Here is a 22,903-nt window from a genome sequence, read left to right on the forward strand (position 1 = left end):
CGAATCTACGTGGCGTTGAAGGTTTTTTAGGCTATTCAAACAGGGATAGTGTATCTTCCAGCCACGCAATATAGCTTTCTTCCCGATTAATGGCACGGCTCAGCACCAGATAATGCCCGAATTGATTAGAACCGGGGGCTTGCAGGTTCTCGTTCAGCTGTTGGAGGGATTTTTTACTTTCGTACAGATACTCCAGCTTCTCTTTACGTTTGGTTATCTGGTCCTCGAACAATCGCTTGTTCTCTTTCTTGGGGATGGCCGCTGAGAAATATAGCATGAGCATAAACTCGTCCTTTTCCGTTTCCGGTAACTCTTTGGGGCTCAACAGCCATTCGGTCAGCTCTTGGGTTCCTTTGGGGGTAATGCAGTACAGCTTCTTTTCCAGTTTGGCTCCTGTAATGGAGGTGCGATATTCAATAAGCTCCTCTTCGGTCAGCCTTTTTAACTCAGGATAAATCTGACTGTGTTTGGCGCTCCAAAATTGTCCGATTTCCTTCTTGAATTGACTCGTAATATCGTAGCCGCTCATTTCCTCTTTATGAACCAGGCCCAAAATGGCGTATTTTAATGTGCGTTTCAACGTAGCTCTCCTTGTCAAACGTTATTTGACACTAGTATACCATAGTGCTACAATTTATATGTATTTAAAAACATGTTTAATATTACATGTTTTGAATTGAATGTTTTTGTCTTTGGTCTCCTATTCAATTCATAAAAACTTATAATTTAGGAAAGAAGGATGCAAGATGGACAAGTTTATCGGCAGCCACATGATCTACACTTATGAGAATGGTTGGGAGTACGAAATATATATTAAAAATGAAGATACGATCGATTATCGCATTCATAGTGGTATGGTAGGCGGCCGCTGGGTACGTGATCAGAAGGTCAATCTGGTGAAGCTGGTGGAAAATGTGTATAAAGTATCGTGGACCGAACCGACAGGCACTGACGTGTCTCTGAATTTTATGCCTGAGGAAAAACGTATGCATGGCATTATTTTCTTCCCTAAATGGGTTCATGAGCATCCGGAAATCACTGTGCGCTATCAAAACGATTTTATTCCGCTGATGGAGGAATCGCGTGAAAAGTATGAAACGTATCCGAAGTATGTGGTTCCTGAATTTGCAGATATTACATTCATCGAAAATGCGGGTGTGAACAACGAACAATTAATTTCCCAAGCACCTTATGCAGGAATGACAGACGATATTCGTGCAGGTAAATTGCAAGTGTAATCAGCTCTGTGCTGAAAGTGTAAAAGCCTGGCCTGTGATAAACAGTCTCAGGCTTTTTTACGTGAACGGGAAAGTGGATTGACAATGGAGTGGTGGATGATATTTAGAATGAATAGTAGACTAGGCCATACTCGATGAGATAAGAACGACTAATACGAGGGGGGAGGATGGTCGCTTTTGGGGAGAGAATGTGCAGGTTCGTATGGGCAGTCAGATCGGATAAGGCAGATAGAGCCAGCTCTGTTTTATCAGGTCCCCAGTGATCAGCGTGGTGCTGAATATATTGCTCAGCCTCGGTTAAGAACAGACCCTTGAGCGAGGTAAACACGGAAGCCCAGCGGACGAGGTCAAAAGTACCTTTAATTTCAGGCAGCTCATATTCCGCCAGACCTTGAGCGCCGTTACACGACATAGTAAGCAAGCCACAGCAATGGTGTTGATAAGGTTTTGAGTCAGGAAATTGACGATAGTCGTATTGAATCATTTCCATGGAACCAATGCGTAATTGGGTCGCTTGGGACGTTGTGGGCTGGGCAAGCGTCATGCTCATGCTAGAACGGCCTCCTTTTTGGATTCACTGTAAATAGGGATGGAAGAATCATACGTCACAGAGGATGTAATGTAAATCACGGATACAAGTGTAAAATGGGGATATGCAGCGAAAAACGAGCTTTAATGTCAATGGAAACGGATACTTACATCCATTTCTTTTGTTATCTTGGGGAACGTCTTTATATCATAAAAAAACAACCCCAGATCTCCCCAGGGTCGTCTCTACTAAAAATATAGTTCAGCATTTCGCAAAATGCTTGTTTTGCTGATCACACGGGTGTGACGTCCTGAATAGCTTCTTCTTCTTTCCAGATCACGTTCTCGCGATAGTTTGATCCCCAATCGTACATTGCTCTCAGTACCGGAATCAGGCTTTCGCCATGCTCTGTTAGTGAATATTCCACATGCGGAGGGACGACGGGATAGACTTTACGAAGAATGAGCTTATCTTCTTCCAGCTCGCGCAATTGGTTGGTCAGCATTTTTTGCGTAATGTGGGGAATTAGCTTCTTCAATTCACCAAACCGCTTGGTGCCTTCCATACCGAGATGCCACAAAATAATCAGCTTCCATTTTCCACCGATGACCGCGAGAGTCAATTCCTTATCACAATTAATCAGTTTCAAATCAATCCGGTCTTTTACAGTAGTGATATTCATCGACCTCCTGTCCGTAGTTATTCCAAGTATACTATTTATAGCTACTATACGCAAAAGGATATACATCCATTTTGGAAACTATACATATGGCTTGGGCACTTATAGACCGGACAGGGACACCTGACGATGTGTCCAAGACTGGAAGAGTCCAGAAATCTGCGGTGTTAAGAAGGAGCCACAATAGTGTTAAAGGATTCCGGCTCCAGCTCCAAGCGGTGTGTTGTTTTGCCGAGAGACAGATTCAGCACACGCGATTCCTTGAACGGATTGGCGATGACTACCACCCTTTGCCCGTCTGTATTTTGAAAAGCAACTGCATTTCCAGTCCATGAGCCACGAAGTCCGATGCGTCGGGCACCCGGTAATACAAAATGAGAAAAGTGCTTCATGACATAATACTCTGGATTCAGGATAGGTTTTCGATCCGCTGGATCAACGGTGATCATCGAATTTTGCTCCCAGCCCCATGTACTCTTGCCTTTCGGTTCCAAAACCATATTCCAGTAAATATAAGCATTCACGCCATTGGTGAAGTAGTGCTGGTACAGATTATATACATATTTGGCGTAGTCCCATGAGTTTTCTCCGTTCCCGCATTCATTTTCTGTTTGCATGTAACGAAGCTCAGGATAACTGGCAACGGTGCGTTGAATGGCATTTTTGCCTGCCCACTGGTAGCCTACGCCTTTAATATATTTGTAGGCCTGGGGGTCACTCAACACGGTATGGGCATACTCATCGAATCCGGTCGAAGTCTTCTTCATTAATTCCTCCCACGGATCGGGAGCGTTAATGGTCCCCAACCAAATTTCCGTATCCAGTCCGTGTTCCTCAAAAGCAGGACCCAAATAGTCCCGAATAAATTCACGCAGCTGCTCCCCGGTCCATACACAGGAAGGGAACTTCTGATCGGCAATGACTTCATTTTGAACATGAATCTGGTGGATCGTAATACCTGCCTCGCGGTAAGCCTGAACAAATTTGACAAAGTATAATGCATACGCTTTCAAAATATCCTTTTCCCAGCGCAGCGTGCCGTAATTGTAGGCCTTTGGTGATTTCATCCATGTCGGCGGGCTCCAGGGTGAAGCGAACAACTTCAGGTTCGGATTGAGTTGTAACGCTTCCCGAATAAAAGGAATGAGATATTGCTGATCACGCTCAATGGAAAAGTGCTTCATCTCCACGTCGCCGTCTGTTTCATTGTGGCTGTACCACTCCAGCGCGTAGTCACTCGCTCCAATAGGAAGTCGGCAAATCGCAAATTTGTGCTCGCCCTCTGGATGAAAGAGAGAATGAAGCACCCGATCTCGTTCGTCCTTTTCCAAATGATTCAGGGCCACATAACCTAATTCATTAAAACAGCCACCAAAGCCTTCGACAAGCTGATGCGTTTCTCCCGTAAGGGTTAGGTTGGCACTCTCTTGGGTATCGGTCAAATGATGAGCTTGGGAATGCCAAGCTTTAGCTTTGGAAGTGGAAAACCACTGAATGGTTTGATTACTCATGTATTACCCTCCTGTTCAGGCTTTTGTATCTCTTCTTATTATAGGGTAGGATCATAGGAGATGAGATGGTCTGAGCCACGACAAATTTGCCCTAATCCAAGGTTGAATTTGCGGATGAGAACTTCTGCTGATAAGAAGTGTCAAGAACACATAAAGTACACATATCTTTGATATGCTGGTGTCCTAGAATGACCGAAAGAGGGAAGTCGATTGAAGAAAAGAGTTCTTCTCGTGGAGGATGAAATACGTATTCGTGAAGTGATTGCGGATTATTTTAAACAGAATAATTGGGAAGTCTATGAAGCAGGCAATGGAAAAGATGCACTGATCTGGTTTGATTCGGTGCAGCCGGACCTGATTATACTCGATATTATGATGCCGGAGCTGGATGGTTGGGAGGTGTGCCGCCAGGTGCGCAGCCGCTCAGGTGTGCCAATCATTTTGTTGACAGCCAAATCCGGTGATGATGATAAAATATTAGGCTTTGAACTGGGAGCCGATGATTACGTTACCAAACCTTTCAGCCCCAAGGTGCTGATCGCCCGCGCCAACGCGCTGATGAAACGGGTGGAGGGACATGTACAGCCGGAGTCGCATATTTTGCGGTTCGGTAGTGCCATTCTCAACACGATGGCTCATCGGCTTGAGGTGGATCAGGCGGGAGTCGAGCTGACGCCCAAAGAGTATGAGCTGCTGCGGCTGCTTATACATAATAAAGGCATAGTTATTTCACGGGATGCGATACTGAACCGAGTGTGGGGCATCGACTTTGAAGGAGATACACGAGTTGTCGATACGCATATCAAAAAGCTGAGAAATAAGCTGGGGCGTGAATCACGCCATATTCGCACGGTTTTTGGTACAGGCTACAGGTTCGAGGAGGAAGAATGAACAAACGGGGAGTTACCTTTAAGTTGTTCATTATGACAGTTGTGTTTTTTCTGTGTTTTTACGGTATGGTGATTTTAAGTCAATTTCTGTTTTTTGAAAATTTTTATCAGAAACAGAAGATTGGTCGTGTAGAAAGCCGCTTGCAAAGCTTCGGTCAAAGTTATGTCCAGGAGGCTTGGGGATCGGGCAGGGTTTCGCGTGAGGCAGCACGCTTTATGCTTCAGAATAAAAACCAGTTGGCGATTGTAACGCTGGACGGCAAAGTAAAGCTGGATGATGCGTTTCATATCAATCTTAGAGAAACGGATGGTAAAATCGTTAAAATATCGCTGTCTCTATTTATGAACGAGTATGGAGACGAGCTGAGAGCTGCCCGGATTCAGCCTGGTGATCAGGTCACTGTTGAGGGTGAGGTGTTGGGAACAGACGGCATCTCTTCCGCCAATTTAATTTATCCAACCGGTATACAGAAGCTTGGTTTCAAAAATATAGGATCGACTTCGGAAGAGGCAAGCACAGATGGCCGTGTAAGGTTTTCCGGTACGGTGACAGAGATTGTACTGCCGGATCTGAAAACATGGAGTCAGCGACAAGGCTTACTGTTTAGTGCGCTGGAGGAATGGTTTCCTTTATCCCAGGATCATCTGGAGAAACTTAAGAATTTCGAAGTGTTGGAGGAAGAGTGGACGGAACCTTGGACAGGGGTACGTAATGCAGTCATAGTCCATCCTGTTCGTCAGAGCACAGGCGAGATCGACCTTCTGTTTACAGTGACATCATTGCAGGAAATCAGTGAGACGAATGAAGCTCTGCGCTGGTTTTATCTGTACCTAGGGATCGGGGGATTTGCACTCATTCTGATTTTGTCCCTGTTCTATTCCCGGATGGTGACCCGTCCGCTCATTGCTTTGAATAATACCGCCAAGCGGATGGCTAAGCTCGATTTTACAGCCCATACACCAATCCGGCAGAATGATGAACTGGGCAGCCTGTCCTACAGCATGTATACCCTGTCCCAGAACCTGGACACAGCTTTGCGCGAGCTTCAGGAGGCCAATCAGCAATTGGTGGAGGACATGGAACAGAAGCAGAGGATGGAGGCTGTGCAACAAGACTTTTTTGCGAACGCTTCTCATGAACTGAAAACCCCGCTGAGTATCATTAAAGGCTTCGCAGAAGGATTACAAGATGGGGTTAGCGCCGGGAAGCAGGATCATTATATGAAAGTCATTGTAGAGGAAGCGGACAAAATGGAGCGATTGGTCAAAGATATGCTGGACCTCGCCAAATTGGAATCGGGTACCCTCAAGCTTCGCAAGACGACCTTTATCTTGAGTGAGCTGGTGGAGGAGGTCGTGGACAAGTTATTCCATTTGTTGAAGGAGAAAAAGCTGGAAGTGGTCATTATTCCCGCCAATGAGATGCCGATCCATGCCGATGTAGGATGGCTGGAACAGGTGATTATCAACTTTGTTGTCAATGCCATACGACATGCTGAGGAAGGAAGCTCGATCACGATTCGTATCGAAGGTGCTGGGGAAATCAGTTTTTTTTCCATTGAAAATAAAGGTGAGACCATTCCTGACGATCAACTGGAGCAGATATGGGATCGCTTTTACCGGGCCGAGCTGTCCCGAAGCCGCCAGACAGGTGGGACAGGGCTCGGGTTGTCGATCGTCAAACGAATTTTAGATTTGCACGAATTCCGCTATAAGGTGGAGAATACCAAGGACGGCGTCCGTTTTGTTGTTATATTCGGAGGCTAAGCTACGGCAAAGGAGTTAAGAGTATGAAATGGAATTGGTTGCCCTCACTATGCACGATTGCAAACCTGGGGGCAGGGGTCTTATCCCTGTATTTCACGATTCATGAGCAATACATGACCGCTTTTATTCTCGTGGTAGTGGCTGCTTTATGGGATGTATTAGACGGTTTGCTGGCAAGGCTGCTGCATTGCTCCAGTGATTTTGGCAAACAGCTCGATTCGCTGGCGGATGTTGTCTCATTTGGGGTTGCCCCTGCTTTTTTGATCTTGTTATACAAGCTGGGAGATACCCATTGGATAGGACCACTTGTGGCTGTTTTGTTTGTCATATGCGGTGCGGTAAGATTGGCAAGATTTAACCTAATGGCTTTTAGCAAAGGCTTTGTAGGTATGCCGATTACGGCGGCGGGTGTGATTTTGTCCTTTATGTTTTTATGGAGTGAGCATTTGAAGCCGGGGTTGTTGCTTGCGTTAATGGTAGTGCTGTCGTTCCTGATGGTTAGCCGTATCCCCTTTCCGTCCTTCAAAAAATAATCGGTCAGGAGGTGGCTCCCCTATGGAATGGGTCATCAGCATGATTACACAATACGGATATATCGCTATTTTTGCTCTTCTTGCTCTTGGGATTATCGGCCTACCGGTTCCAGATGAAATTATTATGGTGTTTGTCGGCTATTTATCTTCTATTATGGTACTGAATTATTCGGTGTCTATATTAGTTAGCTTCATCGGTGCAATGACAGGGATGATGATCAGCTACACGCTAGGCAAAAAGCTGGGTCAGCCCTTGGTGGATAAGCACGGCAAGTGGGTTGGATTGACACCGAAGCGATTTGCAAGAGTTAAGGGGTGGTTTGCACGCTTTGGGTTGTGGACCATTTTGTTCGGTTATTTTATCCCAGGAGTCAGACATGCGACAAGCTATTTGTCCGGCATTAGTGCGATGCCTGTCCGAAAATATATGCTGGTGGCAAGCGCAGGTTCTCTGATATGGACGCTTATCTTTATCTCCATTGGTTATATTGCAGGAGCGAATATAAACTTTCATTAAGGTGACCCCAAAAGTAATGTAGCATTTTTCACGTATACCACCGATAATATAAATAAAGATACTGTACAACCAGTGAGGGGATCTGTATTGAATGTACTAATGAAGTATATTGAGAAGTTACCGAGTTTTCTGCAAATGATCTTGAATATCTCGCTGTTTCTGGTCGGGCTGATTTTAAGCTTCTTACTGCTAAAAGAAACATGGTCCATTTTTTCTTATGTTTTTTTGTACGCAGAGGGCGACAAAAATTACTATGAATTCACGGAAGAGTTGCTTGTGTTTTTCTTGTACTTTGAATTCATAGCATTAATAGTTAAGTACTTTAAAACCAATTTTCATTTTCCATTACGTTATTTTATCTATATTGGGATCACGGCTGTCATCAGGCTCATTATTGTAGATCATGATGATGCTAAAAATACATTCTGGTGGTCTATTGCTATCCTAGTCATGGTAGGTTCTCTATTGATCGCTAACAGTAAATTGTTAAAAAGAGAAAGTTGATGCTCAGGAAGATTGCAAAGTTGACAGTCAAGTGGGAGAGAGGGAATAAAGACGAATGGTAAGAAACTGGATGAATCATGCGGGCGTCAGGCGGGTAGCCGTCCTTGCGATAATCGTTTTGCTGTTGTTTATGTTAAGAAGCATGATGAATATTATGTTGTTAACACTGCTGCTTACGATCTTGATTGGCAGTATATATAACGGAGTGAATAAGCTGGTCAAGCGGTTCGTCAATGTGCCGTCAATGATCGTGTTACTACTGGTGTATGGGTTGCTAATTCTGATTATGGTGTGGGGCGTTTACCGAATGGTGCCGCTAATCGTTGTACAGGTCAAGCAGGTGTATCTCATGATTCAGCAAGCGTATATGTATCCTGATCGTAATCAATGGAACGAAACGATTATCGAATTTATGGACACGCTGAATGTTCAGCGGCTATTTGAGCCTGGCCTGAGTGCAGTGATGAAGGTCAGTCAATTGGGAACACAGCTTCTGGTGTCGATTATTTTGAGCTTGTTCTTCCTGATGGAAAAATCCTATATTACACGTTTTACAGCTACGTTTGTAGATAGCAAGCTGGGTTGGTTTTTCAAGGAAGTGGGTCATTTTGGCCGTATGTTCCTGGATACGTTCGGGAAGGTATTGGAGGCTCAACTGCTGATTTCACTTATTAACTGTATATTGACCACGATTGCGCTCTGGATTATGGGCTTCCCTAATCTGCTCGGTCTTGCACTCATCATTTTCGTACTGGGATTGGTCCCAGTGGCAGGTGTGTTTATCTCACTGGCACCGCTCGGCCTGATCGCTTTCAGTGTCGGTGGCATTCAATATGTAATCTATCTGGTTATATTGATCGTGGTGATTCATGCGATTGAGGCCTATTTCTTAAATCCGAAGCTGATGTCATCCAAAACGAATTTACCGATCTTTTTTACCTTTGTCGTACTTATTTTCTCTGAGCATCTGATTGGTATTTGGGGCTTGATTGTAGGTATTCCGTTGTTTGTTTTCTTCCTGGATCTGATTGGGATAAAACGCAAGCAAGAGAAGGATACTTGATTCAGCACTACAGATTCCACCCTAGTACAGTGACTATTGATTCATCACGAATGCCTGCGAAGCCGCAGGCATTTTTTTATTGCCCTTTTGTTCATAGGAAGAATCGCTGACGCTCATCCACTTTTTAATTCTCTTGTTAGCTATAGTACACTAAATATGCAAGATTAGATCAAGATAAAAGAAATGAGATGATCGGATGGAACAGAAAATTAAGGTATTGGCTATATCGGGTAGCCTTCGTCAAAAATCCTCCAATACAGCGCTTATGAAGGCTACTATGGGGCTGGCTTCTGAAAATATGATGTTCACAGTCTATGATGGATTGGGGGAGCTTCCGCATTTTAACCCTGACTTGGATGTAGAGGAGGGGTCAGCTTCCGTAAGAGAGCTACGGGAACAATTGAAACAAGTGGATGGAGTGCTGATCTGTACACCGGAATATGGGAATGGGGTGCCGGGTGCTTTGAAAAATGCCTTGGATTGGCTCGTATCTTCAGGTGAATTTGTAAATAAACCTACAGCGGTCATCAGCGCGTCACCGTCTCCTATGGGCGGCCATCTGGCGCATGCCTCGCTGCTGCTCACATTGCAAATGATCAATGCAGAGATTGTGGAGAATGGAAAGGTCATTATTCCGCATATCACCTTGAAGCTAAACCAGGAAGGTGAAATTACAAACGCTGAAACTAGGCAGGAGCTAGAAGCATTACTTCAAGGGCTTGAGCAAGCTTGCTTAAGCACAGGAACTCTTTAGATTTTTGAAGTTTAATAAAGGAAAAGCAGCGGCAGTCTAAGATTTCATTATCACCTTCGAAGCTGCCGCTTCCTCTTTTAATTGATTTTAAAGTTTGAATGTTAGACGGTGTCCAATAAGTACTCGTATACCTTTAATCGGGCATATACCGTTTCGAGTATGGGGTAAACAGTATTACTGGTTGAAGCCAATGCAAGCAGTGAACCATGTAGATGACTGGCTTCAATCGGAAGCTTTTTATGCATATCGCGTTGCATGGATGACATCATCTCAGGTCGTAAGGATTCCATCGTTTTCAGTGTATGAGCTTCCATCTCTGAATCAATCGGCATCCCCGCGTTGCGAGCAAGTGTGACAATCTCATGGAGCAGCTTTTCGTAAATAGCACGTGACTCTGCCGTGGCAAGTATAGTCCCAACCGAGGCATCCATCAGTGTTGTAATTGCACTCAAGCTGGCAACAAATATATATTTCTGCCAAACTTCACGCTGAATATCGTGACTTCGTGCCACTGTGAAGCCTGCATGATCAAGATGATTCAGCAGCAGTTGTGTACGCTCTGATTGCACTCCGTTCCATTCACCGAAGACGATACGGTGGAACGGACTTGTCTGAACAATAGAACCATCATGATCCAACGTAGTTTCAATATAACAAAGTCCGCCCAGCACTTTTTCAGATCCGAATTGTTTGCGCAAAAAGTCAAAATGTTCGTAACCATTAAGTAACGGAAGAATCATGGTATGATCACCGACATAAGGCTCAAGATCAAATTGCAATTGGGGAAGATGATACGCTTTAACTGAAATGATAATACAGTCGAACGGATCGGCGTCTTCACCATTTGTAATAGCACGGATTGGCGTCTGGAAATCTCCATGAACACTTCTAATAATCAGACCGTCTTTTGCCAACTGAGATTTTTTTAAAGGGCGTACGAAGAAGGTCACGTCTTCTCCTTTTTGAACAAGAAGTCCCCCGAAATAGCCTCCAATCGCCCCTGCACCTACAATCAGAAATCGCATTATAGGGTCCCTGCCTTTACTTTTGCATTCCCGTATAGTCCTTCTACTACGTTCTCATCTGCCTTAAAAACATGCTCCTCGCCTGGAAAAGAACGATTCTTCACGTCTTCGACATATTGCCCGATGCTGTTGCGAATCAAAGCACCTATATCCGAATAGGTTTTTACGAACTTCTTCTCCCGGTAAGGAGCTGAGTATTGTAGCATGTCATGATACACCAAAACCTGGCCATCACAGTATCTCCCCGCACCGATGCCAATGAGCGGAATAGATATCTCCTGGGTGATGTTCTTCGCCACTTCCTCTGTCACCAGCTCCAGCACGATGGCAAAAGCTCCCGCTTGCTCCAGGGCCCGGGCATCATTTAGAAGGCGCTCAGCGGCCTGTGAGTTTTTACCTTGAATGAAGTATCCGCCGATTTGATGCACAGACTGGGGTGTAAGTCCGATATGTCCCAGCAGGGGAACGCCGGATTGAACAATTCGCTTCACGGTGTCGCAAATTTCCATGCCCCCTTCTAGTTTCACGGCATGGGCATGTCCCTCTTGCATGAGCCTGCGCACATTAGTAAGGGCTTCTTGACTACTCCCGTGGTACGTCATAAATGGCATATCCGCGACAATAAAAGTATGTTCCGCACCGCGCACGACAGACCGTGTATGATAGACCATATCATCCATAGTGACGGGCAGTGTGGAGTTATAATTAGATAACACATTACCTACGGAATCACCGACAAGGATGATATCGATCCCGGCTTCCTCAGCCAAACGAGCAGATGGATAGTCATACGCCGTAATCATACTTATAGGTGAACCTTCTTGTTTCATTTTCTTCAATTGTAAAATATTAAGTGCTTTCGAGTTTACCATGGTTGCATTCAAATCCTTTCCTACCTTTATTTTAGATCACAAAAAAAACCTTTCAGCACATGGCTGAAAAGGTCCGAAAGGCAAAAAAAGAGTCAATTTGCGACCGTTCTTTTGTCTCGGTCCTTGCGGATCAGAGCAAAATCCAACGAGTTCACCTCCATAGGCTCACACATCTACATATTGAATTACACTAACTAGAGTACCGTTCGAATGTATCGATACAGCCTCTCACGGAAGTATACCAAAATATAGGGCTGTTGCATAACATTCTCTACTATATGAACAAAACAAGCCCCTCTAACTTCCTATTCGGAAGTGAAGGGCTGTCAGCTTGCAGATACAGTATGTAAAATATCGCTAAATCTTTAGGACGTGTATGAAGTCATGGACGGTCGATAAATTCATATAGAAAGGATTGACCCTTCCGGCAGAAACGCCTTTTTGCTTGCGCCGTATAAGGCCAAGCCAAACAATGTGTGTGTGATGGTATCCATAATGACTCTCCTTTTAGCACAGTTCCCTAATTGTAGCACGGACCCGGTGTATTCGGAGTGCACGGAGGTGATATAATAGGGCGCAAATAGGTTCATAGTTCGACAACTTGGAGCAGAGGAGAGAAGGCTGGTGTTTGAGCAAATTGTAGCATATGGTCTGAGCCAAAAAGAGGCCGTTAAGGATTATCCATTTGGTGCTGATCCCCTGGTACTAAAAGTAGGGGGCAAGATGTTTGCACTTCTAACTGAAAAGGATGACATTTGCCACGTATCCTTGAAATGTGATCCAGTCATTGCGGTAAATCTGCGTGAACAAAACAAGGCGATTAAGCCAGGCTATCATTTGAATAAAAAGCATTGGAATACGATTGAGGTTGATGCTACCTTCCCACTGGAGGATTTGTACAGCATGATCGACCATTCGTATGAGCTGGTCTTCAAGAGCTTAACCAAAGCGCAACGCGAAGCGATTACGATGAGAATACGGGCAACGGATCTGTAAAGGGCTGGTATAAGCCCTTAGGTTGTATCCAAAAATACTTACTAACATTATTATAGTTTTACTTGACAGAAATCACGAATGGATATATTCTTAATTTAAAGATAATTCATTTGAAAATAATATCAAGGAGTGGAACTTAACATGAGCGAACTGGTGAATATTATTCAAGAGAGAAGATCAGCTTCTAAATTTATTCCTGATGTTACTATAGATGCAAAAGAACTAGAAGAAATATTTCAGCTGGTGAAGTTTGCTCCATCGGCCTTTAATTTACAGCATGCGCGTTATATCGTAGTGCAGGATGCTGATACCAAACAAAGACTGCATGATGAGGCAAGTAAGCAGTATAAAATATTAACGGCTTCGGCGACCATTGTAGTGCTGGGGGATACAGAGGCTTATACCAAGGTAGCCGACCTCAACGAAGGATTCCTGAATTTGGGCGTTCTGAGCAAGCAGGAATATGATAGCACAGTAGAGTCGGTAACTCAGTTTTATCGCGAGCGGGGACCTGTCTTCCAGAGAGAAGAAGCGATCCGTAATGCCAGCCTGTCGGCTATGCAATTGATGTTGATTGCCAAGGACAAAGGCTGGGATACGTGCCCGATGATCGGTTTTGATCCGGCGAAGGTGCAGGAAGTACTAAATATTCCAGAGCAATTTGTACCGGTAATGATGATTACCTTGGGTAAAGAGGACGAATCGGGTCAGCGGGCACGGGGATATCGCAAGCCGGTTGGACAATTTGTCAGCTACAATGGATTTTGAAATTTGTAAATCATTTGTGTAAATAAATCAACATGTTAATGAAGGAGTGATAAAGATGTCATTGAAAACCGCTGGAATTCACCATATCACGTCCTTTGCAGGCGACCCGCAGGGCAACGTTGATTTTTACGCAGGCGTACTTGGTTTGCGATTGATTAAAAAGACGATCAACTTTGATGCTCCAGAAGTATACCATTTGTACTTTGGTAATGAAGAGGGCAGCCCGGGCACGATCATTACTTTTTTTCCAGCTCCGGGTACACGCAAGGGTAAGATTGGAGGCGGACAGGTCGGGATTACGACGTATGTCGTGCCGTCCGGTGCTTTGGAATACTGGGAAAACCGTCTGCACAGCTTGAAAGTATCTTTCACGAAGGCCACTCGTTTTGGCGAGTCATTCATCCAGTTCCGAGACAACGAGGGCTTACATCTGGAGTTGGTGGAACGGGAAGATGGCCCGTTGAACACGTGGACAGCCGGGGGTGTGCCTACGGATAAAGCTATCAAGGGCTTTGGCGGGGTGGTACTGTACAGTGCGGATTCCAAGCATACGCAAGGGGTGTTGGAGAACGTCCTGGGGATGACTCTCATCGGAGAAGACGCAAATGCAGGCTACATCCGCTATCAGACGACAGGTGATTTGGGCAACCTGATCGACATTCCGGTCAAAGATGTCCCGTGGGGGAATGGCGGCGCCGGTACGGTTCACCATATTGCCTGGCGCGCGCAGGATGATACGGAGCATCAGGCGTGGAACGAATGGGTTCATCAGCATGGTTTTGGGACCAGTGGTATTGTAGATCGCCAATACTTCAATGCCGTATACTTCCGCGAGCGGGGCGGTATTTTATTCGAGATCGCAACCGATCCACCCGGATTTACCGTGGATGAGGAATTGAATGAGTTGGGGCATAAGCTGATGCTGCCTGAATGGTATGAGCCTCAGCGTACCCAGATTGAGTCTAACCTGGTTCCCATTGAACCTAGAGTATTAAAACAGGATTAATCTGCTCGATTCAAACAATCATATTAGAACGAAAAAGGTCCAATGCGGGAAAATTTCTACCGTCAATTGGACCTTTTTTGCATGTGGAATTGTCATACTAACGTGAAAATAAGCGTGGAGAGTTGGCTAGATCATGAGCAGTTCACGAATCTCCAGCTCGGTCAGTGCCGAAAGGGTTTCTTGCCCCGGCTGAATGACCTGGTCGATCATGTTTTTCTTTTTTTGTTGCAGCTCATACATTTTGTCCTCTACCGTACCTTGGGCGACGAGACGAATAACCTGCACGACTTTTTTCTGGCCCATTCGGTGTGCTCGGTTGGTAGCCTGCTCCTCTACAGCGGGATTCCACCACAGGTCATACAAAATGACCGTATCTGCACCAGTGAGATTCAGGCCAGTACCTCCTGCTTTTAGGGAAATCAGGAACAGCTCGCGTTCTCCTTCGTTGAAGCGACTGCACAGCTCGACTCGTTCCAGAGCGGGAGTCTGCCCATCCAGGTAAAAGTAGGACACCCCTTCTCGAGCAAGCTCGCGTCCGATCATTTGAAGCATTGTGGTGAACTGTGAAAAAATGAGCATCCGTTTCCCGGAGCTGAGACATTCCGTAATGATCTCCAACAGCTGTTCAAATTTGGCAGAGCTACCCGTATATCCTTCGATGAACAAGCCAGGATGACAGCAGAGCTGACGAAGTCGAGTCAGACCGGCGAGAATTTTGATCCGATTTTTCTGAAATCCTTCCTCGTTGAGATGCTTCAACGTTTCATGCTGAAGCTTGGCCAGATAGGCGGTGTACAGCTTTTTTTGATCTGGCAGAAGCCGGGATACCTGCACGGATTCGATTTTCTCCGGCAGTTCCTTGAGGACATCACTCTTAAGACGGCGCAGCAGAAACGGACGAACCCGCTTGGCAATCACATTTCGAGGCAGGTTGTGAAACGCTCTTTTCCCGCCGGGAAATAGCGCGGGAAATACAACGTCAAAGATGGACCACAGCTCTTCCAACGTATTTTCTACTGGCGTTCCTGTCAGGGCAAAACGATAACGAGCTTTTACATCCTTAACAGCCTGTGCCGTCTGGGTGGCATGGTTCTTGAAAGCCTGCGCTTCGTCCAGAATGAGCGTATGAAACGATGGCTTGCTGTACACATCTGCATCGCGCCGTAGCAGCGGATAGGACGTAATGACGACGTCATAACTGGCGGCATCCCGTATGATTCGGCCGCGTTCTTCCGGGCTGCCATCTGCGATAGTGACGCGGACGTGTGGAGCAAATTTCTCCAGCTCATTCCGCCAGTTGTACACCAGTGATGCAGGGGACACGATCATGGCTGGAAGCTGCTGGCTGCGAATCTCCGGCAATACTGAGACGAGAAAGGCGATACTTTGCAGCGTTTTACCCAGCCCCATATCATCTGCCAAAATGCCCCCAAAACGGTAATGCGCCAATGTCTTAAGCCATTGAAAGCCGTAAACCTGATAATCTCTCAAGATTGGGGCAAGCATGTCTGGAACTGGAAAGTCGAGATGGTCTGGGTTGCGTATATTTTCCAGTAGCTGGCGAAAGGTTTTACCCAAAGTCAGATTTTTCCCATGATCGTGAGGATCAATTAAGTACAGTCCTTGCGTGACGGGAACACGAATTTGTGCTGCATCCAGATCACTTTTGCGGATACCTGTTTCATTCATGAACCGAATCAATTCCTTGTACTCTTCTGTTTCGAGCGGCAGCAAGGCACCATTCGGCAGACGGTGATATTTCTGTTTTTCCTCTAACGATTTGAGCAGTTTGCGAATTTCCGGTTCCGGTATGCCCTCCATATCAAATTTAAATTCAAGCCAATCTGTACGTTCATCCCACTCCGCCCGTATCCTTGGGGTAGGCAGAGTATTGTTTATTTTCGCTTTGACTGCACCTGTAGCATAGACATCGAGCAGCTTTTCCAGTTGCGGAACAGTATGGTACAAAAAATCATACTCTGCATCTTCATTTTCCATAAAATATCCGCTGTCTGTTCTGGCGAAGGAGCTATGCTCCATCAGCTCCAAAATCCGCTGCTCCTGTTCCCCATCACGTATCAGAATACGGTCGTTACCAGGAGTTCGTGGATCTGTTTCCAGCGGGTTGATGATGATATCCCCATATTGGAACTCCAGCCCTGCCAGCAGCTTGTCTCTTACCCGGTCCAGATATAGCTTTGCCTTCAATGGCTGCTGTGTGACCCGATCTGAGACGGACCGAGTCATATGAACACGTCCGAGCTTCATTAACCCGGGTACAACCTTGTCCATAAAAGATTCCATCTGCTCTGGCGCAATCTGAACTTTTCGCCTGTGGTGTACTTCTACCATCCGTTTTAGCTCGGACAAACGCCGTAAGGGATCGGCTTTCTGTTTGACAAGCTTGCCATCGGCAATGACGACACCATAGTCTTCCATGATGGTCAAGTCATCTAATCCTTGTATGCTTAGCTGGTAGCCTTCGATTTCGGCCTCATCAAATTCAAATTGCAGCGGAAGCATCAGGTCGGACTGGGGAATACCCTCGCTCATGTTTCCGTGAATTTCAAAGTAGATGCCCTGTGCTGCTGTCAGCAAGGGGAGCAGCTTTTCCCAAGCCGCAGGCGGGATGAGGAGCATTCGCTCGCCGCTCATATGACTACCGGAAGATGAATACGTACCTGAGGTTTCCCGAATCATACGCTCATGGTGGCACACCTGGGATAATTGCTGGAGAATAGCGTCATGTTCAGGTCGGAAGCGGTATACCTCAGGCTCGTATGAGAAGCTTTTCGTGAACATGTAGCTATCCCCACGGTCAATACTATCCAGAAACGGACGAATTTTCTGGACGATATATAATCGTTTGGGGCCAGCCTTCATTTCTACACCAAACATATATTTTTGGTAACCGTAGGCAAAAGGCCGGATGACGAACTGAAAATCCAAGACCGCGCGAGTATCCAGCAGGGTAGGCGTGCTGCGAAGCGGTCGCTTGCGGGCAAATAGTTTTAACATACTGTCGGTCAGCTGGAGATCCCCTTGTGTGATGTCAGAGGATCGTGCCGTTCTAGCAGTGTGATCATATGGAGTATCTGTAGATGTGTACATCCCGTCTGAATCTAGGCTTCCTGCTGTATCTGGGGCAGTACCGGGATGAAGTCTGGAGGCGTAGGAGCGCACAGACAGACTTTTTCCACGGCGTATATCATGGGCGTTAAGGAGAACAGCAGCGATATGCTTACAATATCGTCCGGTGTTCTGAAATGTGCTACAGGTGCATTCTGCTCGGATACTTCCATTAGATCGGATCATCGCCGCAACAGCATAAAAGCTGCTTCCTTTGACCGTAGCTTCGTATACCCCTTCATCATGATCTATTTGTGTAAAGGCCACTCTTTTGGCCCGGTAATAGGCATCCCCTTCGTCATAAGCGGCTTGACTGCATAGTTGTCTGATGGCTCGCCGGGTAAGTTCAAAACTCATGATTCGTAATCCTTTCCTGAGTTATTCCGTTTTCTTACATGATAACAGAACAGACAGGAGGATGGACACTTGGGTGCTTATCTGTGGGTTAGAGAAGTTTTTACAAGCTGTACATAGCAGGATACAATGGAAGTGTTAGCGAAAGAAAGGAGAAAGATACTTTGCAAAAAGAAGACAAAAAGACCGATTCCAAATCCGGCTCATCCAAATGGTACCTTGGTAGTGCAGCAGCATTGCTTCTTTTAAAAGGCAAGTCGTTGCTCGCCCTTTTAAAATTCAGTAAATTTGGCGGTGCGCTGATATCTATGGCGATAACGATTAGCACATATGCGATCATTTACCCGTGGGGATTTGCGGTTGGATTCGTGTTGCTGTTGTTTGTGCATGAGCTGGGACATGTATTGGCTGCCAAGCGCAAGGGGCTTCCCGTGTCAGCACCGTTATTTATTCCTTTTCTCGGTGCGCTGATCACAATGAAGCGGCAACCTTTGGATGCGCAGACAGAGGCTTATGTAGCCATGGGCGGCCCGTTACTGGGGACGGTTGGGGCTATGGCGGTATACGCAGGAGCCTATGCAACAGACAGTCCCCTGCTGTATGCACTCTCGTATGTCGGCTTTTTCCTGAACCTAATCAACTTGTTGCCAATTCATCCGCTCGACGGAGGACGGATTTCCACGGCAGTGACGCGTTGGCTGTGGCTGGTGGGCCTATTGGGTGGAATTGTAGTCGTAGTATATTTAAAATCCTTTTTATTTTTCTTCATATGGGCGTTCTTTGCCTACGATTTGTACAAAAAATATGTTAAACGCAATAAAGGAGAGGTCAAGATCCAATCCTTTTTGCAAAAGCCGCTGGTGAACGTACAGCATCTGTATGAGCAAGGATATCCACTGCCCGGACCGGAGCACACACGCAGATTATCCTTTAATACCTACTCGGATTTGGAGGGGCAGCAATATGTGACGGTGTATATGGAAAGTTTGGATGTGGAGCAGACACTTAAGCTGCCGCAGCAGTGTCTTGTCCAGCATGTATGGCTGAACGGTGTGGAACATATACCGACGCCGGATGCGTACCAGCTCAGATTGCTGTGTGGGATTGATTACATTCCGTTTGAAAATGATAAATATTACGAAGTGCCCGCATCATCGCGCTGGAAATTTGGCATCAGTTACTTAGCTTTGGCCGTATTCCTAATGGGGATGATGTATGTGGTGCATCAGCATATAGGGGATATTAGGCTGTGATCTGAATAATGAGTGCTTGGTCAAGATTTTAGATCATTAAGGCAACGGTACCGCTTATGAAAATAGAGACAAAAGAGCGCAACAACCGCGATATTCGGTGTCACGCTCTTTTTTTTGTTGAATAACACGGTGGAGCTTTTGCTATCCGTCCTTATATCTTAATCTTTTGTTCATCAGTAATCGGTTTTAACGTCTGGCGGTATTTAAGTGGGCTGGTGCCTGTCCAGCGCTTGAACTGTCTGCTGAAATGAGCCAGACTGGAGTATCCGAGCAGGGAAGCTACCTTGTTGAGTGGCAGATTGGGCTGCTGGATCAGCACCTTAGCCTCATGCAGCTTGGTCTCCGATAGATAGTGACGTGGAGAATAACCGTATACCTTGCGGAACACTTCCTGGGCATAGCCGGGACTGATCCCGAGGGAAGCCGCCACATCTTCAAGACGGAACGCTTGCTCGCCAGATTCATCTTCCCGATAAGGCTTAAACCTTGATTGAATGGCTTCCATGATGGCCTTGGCATATTGAACGGATGAAGGCGCAATTCTGGGCTCCAAACCGGTAGATATCATTTGCGAGAATATCCCGAATAGCTCAAATAAGGCAATTTGCATACGAAAACGGTCTGCTGTCGTATATTCTCCGCTTTCTTGCACCATGCCAATCCAGCTATGGACGACCTTTTGCAGCTTGGTATTCGTTTCAGTACCCGCTGGAAAAAAGAGCTGGTTGCTCTTAATCATTTCCTGACGGAACAATGGATCATCGACATTAAAATGAGAGCTAAAATAGTACATGCCGTTTGGGGAAACACATTGACTCACATGCTTGAAACCCGGCGGAATAATTAAAATATCACCTTCCCCAACCGAATATACGTTATTTTCCATAATCGTTTCCTGACGACCTTCTAAAATGAGTGCAATTTCAAAACCGATATGAGATTCCTCCGGCATGCACCAATCCGCTTGGACCCGGTGAATATGGGCGCCAAAAAATTTCACATTCCAGTCAATAATGGGCAGCCATTGGCAATCATGAAATAGAGCTGGATCAACATCAGGATTTAATATCATCAGATCACCTTCGATTAGGGCAAATTTTACACCGCTTAGACAATCTCATTGTATCTAACATTTAACTATAATAAAAGAGCGTTTACAAATGCTATAGTATAAGCTTTTATATATAAAAGAAAGCGCTTGCTCTACTATTTATACGGATTATGTTGGCATATCTGTTTCTATTATCGGTACTTTATTTCGTACTAGCCCGTATATGGGATGCACTTAGCGCTCCGATCTTCAGCGTGATCATTGACCGGGCCAATCTAAAGAGCGGCTTGGTTCTCTATATCTTGCACTTCGAAGCGACTGGAATCGAATTTTGCAAAATCCTAACGAACCTAATTGGAGGACGACTTGATGAAAAAGCTACTGTACGGTGTTGCTTATTATGATGAATATATGCCATATGACCGTTTGGACCAGGATATCCAAATGATGAAGGATGCGGGCATCAACGTGGTGCGGATTGCCGAATCCACTTGGAGTACGCATGAACCGCAAAACGGCGTGTTTGATTTTACTTCTGTGGATCGGGTGCTGGACGCCATGCATAAGGCGGGCATTGAAGTCATTGTGGGGACGCCCACCTATGCCGTACCCACATGGTTGGTGAAGGAGCATCCCCATGTATTGGCGACAACGCCTCAAGGTCCGGGCAAATATGGGGCTCGCCAGATTATGGACATTACGAACCCGGTGTACCTGTTCCATGCTGAGCGAATCATACGCAAGCTGATTGGACGGGTGAGTCAGCATCCGGCGGTCATTGGCTTTCAGACGGATAACGAGACCAAGCATTACAACACGAGTGGGCCCAATGTGCAATTGCAATTTGTAAAGTATCTGCGGGAGCGGTTCGAATCGCTGGAGGAGCTAAACCGCAAATTTGGTCTGGACTACTGGAGTAATCGCATCAATAGCTGGGAGGACTTTCCTTCGGTGGTCGGAACGATTAATGGAAGTTTGGGCGCAGCCTTTTCCCAATTCCAGCGCAAGCTGGTGACGGACTTTCTGGCATGGCAGGTCGCGCTGGTGAAGGAATATAAGCGGGAGGACCAATTTGTTACGCAAAACTTTGATTTTGAATGGAGAGGTCATTCCTTTGGTGTTCAGCCAGACGTGGATCACTTTGCGGCATCGCAAGCCTTTGATGTGACTGGGGTGGATATTTACCATCCATCACAGGATGACCTGACTGGCATTGAAATTTCCTTTGGTGGCGATGTGGCGCGTTCGACGAAAAATAACAACTATCTAGTGCTGGAAACGGAAGCGCAGGCCTTTACCCACTGGGTTCCCTATCCGGGGCAATTGCGTCTGCAAGCGTTCAGCCATCTGGCTTCCGGGGCCAATATGGTGGCATACTGGCACTGGCATTCCATCCATAATTCTTTCGAAACCTACTGGAAGGGTCTGCTCAGCCATGATTTTGAGCCGAATCCTGTGTATGAGGAAGCACAGACCATAGGGAAGGATTTTGCAAGATTGTCTCCGCATCTGGTCAACCTGAAAAAGAAAAATAAAACGGCGATTCTGGTCAGCAACGAAGCATTGACGTCGATTGACTGGTTTAAATTTAATATGAGTAGCCCGTTAAATTACAATGACATCGTACGTCGTTTGTATGACGAGTTGTATAAACTGAATATCGGGATGGATATCGTTCATCCAGGTACAGAATCGTTTGACGACTATGATCTCTTGATCGTCCCGGTCCTCTATTCTGCCCCAGACGCACTACTGGAGAAGCTGAACCGATATGTGGAGAAAGGTGGTCATGTGGTATACACATTCCGAAGCGGATTTACCGACGAGCATGTGCAGGTAAGAACGTCTCGGCAGCCGGGCGTGATTAGCGAAGCCTGCGGCATTCATTACAGCTTGTTCGTGGAGCCAAAGAAGGTGACGCTTAAGAATAATCCTTTTGAGGTGGCACCAGAGGACAATCAGGTAGATACGTGGATGGAGCTGATTACCCCGACGACCGCCGAAGTATTGGCCTATTACGATCACCCGCATTGGGGAAAATATGCCGCGATTACGCAAAACCGCTATGGTCAGGGAACAGCGACCTACATCGGCTGTGTCGTCAGTCCGGCGGTCATCCGTGAACTATTCAGCTCTGTAGCCAAAAAGGCAGGAGTATGGGGACTGGATCAGCAAGCGTCTTATCCGATCATTGTTAAATCCGGCACGAATGAGCTGGGACGGAAAATCCGGTACTATTTTAACTATTCCGAACAAGCAGGCTCGGTGGTATATCCACATGGAGACGGCAAGGAGTTAATCGGGGGGCGTACAGTTATCCAAGGACAAACGCTTCCATTAGAGCCTTGGGGTGTTATAATTATCGAAGAAGCGTAAATGATGAATAATGAGCTGAAACCAACTTACGAATAATATCATATAGGTATTCTCCGGGAGTATCCGGTACATGAAGCGCCCCTGCGAA

The 22,903-nt window shown here is 45.9% G+C and carries 21 protein-coding genes; 13 read left to right on the forward strand and 8 right to left on the reverse strand.

Going from position 1 to position 22,903, the window contains the following annotated elements:
- Nucleotides 1–31 precede the first annotated feature (31 nt).
- The gene (locus tag G9G54_RS16835) at nucleotides 32–580 is read right to left on the reverse strand and encodes a PadR family transcriptional regulator (RefSeq protein ID WP_165178931.1); all 549 of its coding nucleotides are present in this window, start codon (nucleotides 578–580) and stop codon (nucleotides 32–34) included.
- A 166-nt stretch (nucleotides 581–746) separates the two neighbouring features.
- Between G9G54_RS16835 and G9G54_RS16840 the strand changes: the two genes are divergently transcribed.
- Nucleotides 747–1,238 (forward strand): phenolic acid decarboxylase, encoded by a 492-nt coding sequence (locus tag G9G54_RS16840; RefSeq protein WP_013308656.1) that lies wholly within the window; start codon nucleotides 747–749, stop codon nucleotides 1,236–1,238.
- A 103-nt stretch (nucleotides 1,239–1,341) separates the two neighbouring features.
- Here the strand turns inward: G9G54_RS16840 and G9G54_RS16845 are convergent, their stop codons facing one another.
- The 3 genes from G9G54_RS16845 to G9G54_RS16855 all read right to left on the reverse strand — a co-directional run bounded on the left by G9G54_RS16845 (nucleotide 1,342) and on the right by G9G54_RS16855 (nucleotide 3,957).
- Nucleotides 1,342–1,788, reverse strand: a complete 447-nt coding sequence (locus G9G54_RS16845) for a hypothetical protein (protein ID WP_165178932.1) — start codon at nucleotides 1,786–1,788, stop codon at nucleotides 1,342–1,344.
- A 271-nt stretch (nucleotides 1,789–2,059) separates the two neighbouring features.
- Nucleotides 2,060–2,449: a winged helix-turn-helix transcriptional regulator gene (locus tag G9G54_RS16850; protein WP_023986908.1), complete on the reverse strand. Its 390-nt coding sequence runs from the start codon at nucleotides 2,447–2,449 to the stop codon at nucleotides 2,060–2,062.
- A gap of 164 nt (nucleotides 2,450–2,613) precedes the next feature.
- On the reverse strand, nucleotides 2,614–3,957 hold the full coding sequence (locus tag G9G54_RS16855; protein WP_165178933.1) for a glycoside hydrolase family 30 protein: 1,344 nt from the start codon (nucleotides 3,955–3,957) through the stop codon (nucleotides 2,614–2,616).
- 210 nt (nucleotides 3,958–4,167) lie between these two features.
- On the opposite strand from G9G54_RS16855, the gene G9G54_RS16860 reads away from it, so the two are divergent.
- From G9G54_RS16860 to G9G54_RS16890, 7 genes are all read left to right on the forward strand, one after another.
- Entirely contained in the window at nucleotides 4,168–4,848 is a 681-nt protein-coding gene (locus G9G54_RS16860) for a response regulator transcription factor (RefSeq protein ID WP_165178934.1), read from the forward strand.
- A complete protein-coding gene (locus tag G9G54_RS16865) occupies nucleotides 4,845–6,614 on the forward strand; it encodes a sensor histidine kinase (protein ID WP_165178935.1) in 1,770 nt (589 codons plus the stop codon). Before G9G54_RS16860 ends, G9G54_RS16865 begins: the two co-directional genes overlap by 4 nt.
- A 23-nt stretch (nucleotides 6,615–6,637) precedes the next feature.
- The gene (gene pssA / locus G9G54_RS16870; RefSeq protein ID WP_025677988.1) at nucleotides 6,638–7,147 is read left to right on the forward strand and encodes a CDP-diacylglycerol--serine O-phosphatidyltransferase; all 510 of its coding nucleotides are present in this window, start codon (nucleotides 6,638–6,640) and stop codon (nucleotides 7,145–7,147) included.
- Nucleotides 7,148–7,169: 22 nt separating this feature from the next.
- Nucleotides 7,170–7,664, forward strand: a complete 495-nt coding sequence (locus G9G54_RS16875) for a DedA family protein (RefSeq protein ID WP_013308662.1) — start codon at nucleotides 7,170–7,172, stop codon at nucleotides 7,662–7,664.
- An 87-nt stretch (nucleotides 7,665–7,751) separates the two neighbouring features.
- A complete protein-coding gene (psiE, locus tag G9G54_RS16880) occupies nucleotides 7,752–8,168 on the forward strand; it encodes a phosphate-starvation-inducible protein PsiE (protein WP_165178936.1) in 417 nt (138 codons plus the stop codon).
- 55 nt (nucleotides 8,169–8,223) lie between these two features.
- Entirely contained in the window at nucleotides 8,224–9,231 is a 1,008-nt protein-coding gene (locus G9G54_RS16885; RefSeq protein WP_023986914.1) for an AI-2E family transporter, read from the forward strand.
- A gap of 196 nt (nucleotides 9,232–9,427) precedes the next feature.
- The gene (locus tag G9G54_RS16890; protein WP_165178937.1) at nucleotides 9,428–9,985 is read left to right on the forward strand and encodes an NADPH-dependent FMN reductase; all 558 of its coding nucleotides are present in this window, start codon (nucleotides 9,428–9,430) and stop codon (nucleotides 9,983–9,985) included.
- 101 nt (nucleotides 9,986–10,086) lie between these two features.
- Here G9G54_RS16890 and G9G54_RS16895 read toward each other — a convergent pair whose 3' ends face one another.
- Both G9G54_RS16895 and panB read right to left on the reverse strand, forming a co-directional pair.
- On the reverse strand, nucleotides 10,087–11,010 hold the full coding sequence (locus G9G54_RS16895; protein WP_165178938.1) for a ketopantoate reductase family protein: 924 nt from the start codon (nucleotides 11,008–11,010) through the stop codon (nucleotides 10,087–10,089).
- Complete coding sequence (panB, locus tag G9G54_RS16900) at nucleotides 11,010–11,882, reverse strand: 3-methyl-2-oxobutanoate hydroxymethyltransferase (protein WP_165179035.1); 873 nt, start codon at nucleotides 11,880–11,882, stop codon at nucleotides 11,010–11,012. Before panB ends, G9G54_RS16895 begins: the two co-directional genes overlap by 1 nt.
- Before the next feature lie 624 nt (nucleotides 11,883–12,506).
- On the opposite strand from panB, the gene G9G54_RS16905 reads away from it, so the two are divergent.
- The 3 genes from G9G54_RS16905 (at nucleotide 12,507) to G9G54_RS16915 (ending at nucleotide 14,652) form a co-directional block, all read left to right on the forward strand.
- Complete coding sequence (locus G9G54_RS16905) at nucleotides 12,507–12,878, forward strand: MmcQ/YjbR family DNA-binding protein (protein ID WP_165178939.1); 372 nt, start codon at nucleotides 12,507–12,509, stop codon at nucleotides 12,876–12,878.
- Between the two features lie 141 nt (nucleotides 12,879–13,019).
- Nucleotides 13,020–13,646, forward strand: a complete 627-nt coding sequence (locus G9G54_RS16910; RefSeq protein WP_039270528.1) for a nitroreductase family protein — start codon at nucleotides 13,020–13,022, stop codon at nucleotides 13,644–13,646.
- Between the two features lie 55 nt (nucleotides 13,647–13,701).
- Nucleotides 13,702–14,652 (forward strand): ring-cleaving dioxygenase, encoded by a 951-nt coding sequence (locus G9G54_RS16915; protein ID WP_165178940.1) that lies wholly within the window; start codon nucleotides 13,702–13,704, stop codon nucleotides 14,650–14,652.
- Between the two features lie 126 nt (nucleotides 14,653–14,778).
- On the opposite strand, the gene G9G54_RS16920 is transcribed toward G9G54_RS16915, so the two are convergent.
- Entirely contained in the window at nucleotides 14,779–18,138 is a 3,360-nt protein-coding gene (locus G9G54_RS16920; RefSeq protein ID WP_165178941.1) for a DEAD/DEAH box helicase, read from the reverse strand.
- Nucleotides 18,139–18,299: 161 nt separating this feature from the next.
- Here G9G54_RS16920 and G9G54_RS16925 point away from each other — a divergent pair, with 161 nt between their 5' ends.
- Entirely contained in the window at nucleotides 18,300–19,388 is a 1,089-nt protein-coding gene (locus tag G9G54_RS16925) for a site-2 protease family protein (RefSeq protein WP_165178942.1), read from the forward strand.
- Between the two features lie 151 nt (nucleotides 19,389–19,539).
- On the opposite strand, the gene G9G54_RS16930 is transcribed toward G9G54_RS16925, so the two are convergent.
- On the reverse strand, nucleotides 19,540–20,460 hold the full coding sequence (locus G9G54_RS16930; RefSeq protein WP_165178943.1) for an AraC family transcriptional regulator: 921 nt from the start codon (nucleotides 20,458–20,460) through the stop codon (nucleotides 19,540–19,542).
- A gap of 348 nt (nucleotides 20,461–20,808) precedes the next feature.
- Between G9G54_RS16930 and G9G54_RS16935 the strand changes: the two genes are divergently transcribed.
- Nucleotides 20,809–22,815, forward strand: coding sequence for a beta-galactosidase (locus G9G54_RS16935; RefSeq protein WP_165178944.1), 2,007 nt, complete (start codon nucleotides 20,809–20,811; stop codon nucleotides 22,813–22,815).
- Nucleotides 22,816–22,903 lie beyond the last annotated feature (88 nt).

The organism is Paenibacillus sp. EKM212P, from assembly GCF_011066115.1.
In the GTDB taxonomy this organism is placed as follows: domain Bacteria; phylum Bacillota; class Bacilli; order Paenibacillales; family Paenibacillaceae; genus Paenibacillus; species Paenibacillus polymyxa_B.